A 4,437-nucleotide genomic window follows, 5' to 3' on the forward strand; every position below is an offset into this window, starting at 1 on the left:
GTATTGTAAACTCTTTTTAATCTGCGTTTTTAGGTAGGTAAAGTACATTTAAATCACTTGAAACAAATATAATTTGTAAATGATTTAAAAATAGCCTTTCAAATTAATGCAAAAACTTCAAAAAACAAATTTAATATTGAATTGAAAGTAGGCCAAGTTGGAGGTTACATTGTTTTATTTTTACCCAACTGGTCAAAATCTCCAGTTGCCCACCCTTCCAGTTTCCTGAACTGGATAACATCTACGTTTCTGGGTAAGGTCTGGCGGTAGTAGGGCAGATTGAAACTTGGTTCAAAATAAAACCAGATAACTTTTCCCTTGTATTTGACCGAAAGGAGATTCTGGATGGTTTTTGGCAATTGGAACATCAACTCTACTTCAAAGCAGCACCAAAGCAGTATCAAAGCGGCATCAAAGCTACACCAAAGCTACATATAGTCTAGGTTTTGATCACCCTCCAGATACATGTCAAGTCCACAGAATCCATAGATTCCACAAATTCTATAAATTCCACAGAATCCACATTCAGTAGAATTTTTGGTTCCTCGGCTCTTCGAGATTTGAAATCTCGAAGCCTTGTTCCAGGATTTGCAATCCGACATCATTCCCTACCAATATCCAAAAGGCTAAAAGCATATATTCTACAAGGCCTGGGTGGTTGAGCCCCGGCAAATCTCATGGACGATGCAAGTGGAGGTCTGAAAGACCGATTTCAAAAGCAACGGATCTGACCGCCACAGTCGGCCCTTCAGGCCTACCAGTCCCATGCACGCGACACGCCGAATACCAGCCCTTGCGGACTTGGTTGGTATAACTCGGCCCCTTAGGCCTGTATTCTTCGATTAAATTCCGCTCTTCGAGATTTGAAATCTCCATTCCAGCTTTAGGATTTGCAATCCGAGATCCTCGATAAACAAGGCTGAAAGCCTGACTTATATTAGCTTAGGGTGCAGCCCTAAGTTAGGGGTGAAGCCCCGAGAATAATGATTGCACAATGCACAGGAGGTCTGAAGGACCGGGTTTTCCGAAGATTAAATTTCCCGGCAATAGGGTTCTGATAAAATTATCATTAGTTAAATTGGAATTGTTATTCTATTGATTTTCAGATTAATATAAAGAGTCATGTCACAATCCTTAGCAAAAGTTTATCTCCATATCATTTTTTCAACAAAAGGAAGAAAGCCCTTGGTAAAAAAGGAATTTAAGTCCGGGATGGAATCATATTTGGTAAAAGTTGGTAGTGATTTGGGGTCATACACAGAAGCTATTTACCTCAATCCAGATCACCTGCATTGGCTATGTACACTGCCAAGGACAATCACTATTGCTGACTTTTTAAATAAAGTGAAATCTAATTCATCCAAAATTGGGAAAATAGAGGTTGATAAGAACTTCAACTGGCAAAATGGATATGGAGCCTTTTCAGTTAGTCAATCCAAACTGGAAGTGGTAAAAAAGTATATTTCTAATCAGGAAGCGCATCACCAGAAAATTTCATTTCAAGATGAATTTCGGAAGTTCTTAGCAGAGTATCAGGTAGAATATGATGAAGAATATGTCTGGGATTAAGTATGATAATTCGGCCCTTCAGGCCTAACGCAAACTGACTTGGTTCCAAAATCTCAGCCCTAGCGGGCCGGCTTGCCATAAATCGGCCCCTTGGGCCTTTTTTTTGGCTTAGGGGAAATAAATGATTCACCGTGATCGAGGGTTGCTCTTTCTTAAAAAGGCTGAAAGCCTGACTTTTACCAGCTCGGGGTACAGCCCCGAGGTAATATCAGTTGAAAATGCACCAGAGGTCTGAAGGACCGTTTTTTTACAATGAAGGCCTGATGGAATCAATAAATCGGCCCTTCAGGCCTACCATACACCCCCCACGATACCGTAATCCCCACCTTAACGGCCTGGGTTAGCATAAGTCGGCCCGCTGGGCCTTTTTTTTGGATTAGGGGAAATAAATGATTCACAGTGATCGAGGGTTGCTCCTTCTTAAAAAGGCTGAAAGCCTGACTTTTACCAGCCCGGGGTACAGCCCCGAGGTAATATCAGTTGAAAATGCACCAGAGGTCTGAAGGACCGTTTTTTTTACAATGAATGCCTGATGGAATCAATAAATCGGCCATTCAGGCCTACCATACACCCCCCACGATACGGTAATCCCCACCCTAACGGGCAGGGTTGCTATAAGTCGGCCCGTTGGGCCTATAGTCTTCCAATAATCTCATTTCTAGATCTTCGAGATTTGAAATCTCGAAGTCCTGCTTTAGGATTTGTAATCCGATTTCCAACTACTTCGCCAAAGGCTGAAAGCCTGACTTATTTCAGCTTAGGGTGCAGCCCTAAGTGGAGATATCAATGAAAACATGCACCAGAGGTCTGAAGGACCGTTTTTTTACAATGAAGGCCTGATGGAATCAATAAATCGGCCCTTCAGGCCTACCATACACCCCCCACGATACCGTAATCCCCACCCTAACGGGCAGGGTTGCTATTAGTCGGCCCGTTGGGCCTATAGTCTTCCAATAATCTCATTTCTAGATCTTCAAGATTTGAAATCTCGAAGTCCTGCTTTAGGATTTGTAATCCGACTTCCAACTACTTCGCCAAAGGCTGAAAGCCTGACTTATATCAGCTTAGGGTGCAGCCCTAAGTCCGGGGTGCAACCCCGTGGAGATATCAATGAAAACATGCATTGGAGGTCTGAAGGACCGGTTTTTCCATCCCAGAAATCATTATCCAAAAAAATACCCCAACCAATCCGGCCGGGGTATCTTTTTCTATTCTAAATCCAGGGTAGATTACCCATTCATGCTGATCAAAAACTCGGCATTGTCGCGGGTTCCTTTCATACGGTTTAGCAAGAATTCCATAGACTCCTGGGAGTTCATATCGCTCATCAGTTTGCGGAGAATCCACACGCGCTGCATTTCTTCTTTGTCCATCAGGAGATCTTCTCTTCTGGTGCCTGATCCAAGTACATCGATGGATGGATAGATCCTTCTGTTCGCAAGTTTTCTGTCCAAAGCCAGTTCCATGTTGCCGGTACCTTTGAATTCTTCAAAGATTACCTCGTCCATCTTGGAGCCTGTCTCTACCAGAGCAGTGGCGATAATGGTCAGTGAGCCTCCGTTTTCTACGTTTCTGGCTGCGCCAAAGAAACGCTTCGGTTTATGAAGTGCATTGGCATCCACACCGCCGGAAAGGATTTTTCCCGAACTTGGAACAACCGTGTTGTGAGCTCTGGCCAGTCGGGTGATAGAGTCCAACAAGATCACCACATCATGTCCTACCTCTACCATACGCTTTGCTTTTTCCAAAACGATATTTGCCACTTTCACGTGTCGTTCGGCCTGCTCATCGAAGGTGGAGGAGATCACTTCCGCTTTTACTGATCTAGCCATGTCCGTTACTTCCTCCGGACGTTCGTCGATCAACAGGATCATCAAGTGAACTTCCGGATGGTTTTTGGTGATTGCATTGGCGATCTGCTGCAGCAATACGGTTTTTCCCGTCTTTGGCTGTGCCACGATCATCCCACGCTGTCCTTTTCCGATCGGAGCAAACAGATCTAGGATACGGGTGGAATAGCCATCCGCTTTGGTGGAGAGATTCAGTCTTTCCTCAGGGAAAAGGGGAGTGAGGTATTCGAAAGGAACACGGTCACGGATTTCGTCTGTGGTCTTTCCGTTGCAGGTTGCAATTTTTAGCAGGGCAAAATACTTTTCACCCTCTTTGGGAGGCCGGATGGAGCCTTTGATATGGTCACCTGTCTTCAGTCCAAAAAGTTTGATCTGGCTTGGAGATACATAGATATCATCCGGAGAGGCCAGGTAGTTGTAATCAAGTGATCTGAGAAAGCCGTAACCTTCCTGCATGATTTCCAATACGCCTTCATTGTCGATCACCCCGTCAAATTCTCTTGGACTGACAAAAGGTTTTCTTCGGTTTGGATTGTGGATGGTCTCCGCCGCCGGAGCCATTACCTCATCCGGAGATTTGAAGTTCTTCCGCTTTGGAAGTTCGATTTCCAATTCAGGTCTAGGTGCAGATGCCTCTATTGGAGCTGCAGGTACACTTGCTTCTGGCGTTTCGGAAGTTACGTTGGAGTTGACATCCACTTCTTCAAACACCCGTCGTCGTGGTCTGAACGATTTTGGTTCTTCTCCGGCTGGAGCTTCAATACGTTCCGGCTGAACTTCTTTTCTTTCCTGAACGGGTCTTGGCTCGCGCTTTTCGAATTTCGGTCTTTCCTCTCTTGGTCTTTCTTCCCGTTTTTGCTTCCATTCCGGTTTAGCAGGCTTTGGCTCGGAAGGAGTTTCGTCAGAGGCTGCTGCAATTACCGGAGTTTCTGATTCTGGAGCGGTTGGAATTTCAGTGACGTTTTGTCTTCTGAACTTCGGCTTGAAATCAGCCGGATCTTCTGCTGTCGGTGAAGTC

General features: G+C 44.8%; 3 protein-coding genes. 1 reads left to right on the forward strand and 2 read right to left on the reverse strand.

Annotated features, from left to right (window positions below; translation table 11 throughout):
• Positions 1-675: 675 nt before the first annotated feature.
• The gene (locus B0E43_RS22755) at positions 676-876 is read right to left on the reverse strand and encodes a hypothetical protein (protein ID WP_139352620.1); all 201 of its coding nucleotides are present in this window, start codon (positions 874-876) and stop codon (positions 676-678) included.
• 246 nt (positions 877-1,122) lie between these two features.
• Between B0E43_RS22755 and tnpA the strand changes: the two genes are divergently transcribed.
• Entirely contained in the window at positions 1,123-1,569 is a 447-nt protein-coding gene (gene tnpA, locus B0E43_RS00150; RefSeq protein ID WP_077346040.1) for an IS200/IS605 family transposase, read from the forward strand.
• A 1,229-nt stretch (positions 1,570-2,798) separates the two neighbouring features.
• Here tnpA and rho read toward each other — a convergent pair.
• A partial coding sequence (gene rho, locus B0E43_RS00155; protein ID WP_077346041.1) for a transcription termination factor Rho occupies positions 2,799-4,437 on the reverse strand: 1,639 nt, incomplete at its 5' end.

It is taken from the genome of Algoriphagus sp. A40, from assembly GCF_002002735.1.
In the GTDB taxonomy this organism is placed as follows: domain Bacteria; phylum Bacteroidota; class Bacteroidia; order Cytophagales; family Cyclobacteriaceae; genus Algoriphagus.

Excerpts from the sequence above, each read along its gene's own strand:
- tnpA (WP_077346040.1), top strand. The coding sequence starts at position 1,123 with ATGTCACAATCCTTAGCAAAAGTTTATCTCCATATCATTTTTTCAACA.
- B0E43_RS22755 (WP_139352620.1), bottom strand. The coding sequence starts at position 876 with ATGGAGATTTCAAATCTCGAAGAGCGGAATTTAATCGAAGAATACAGG.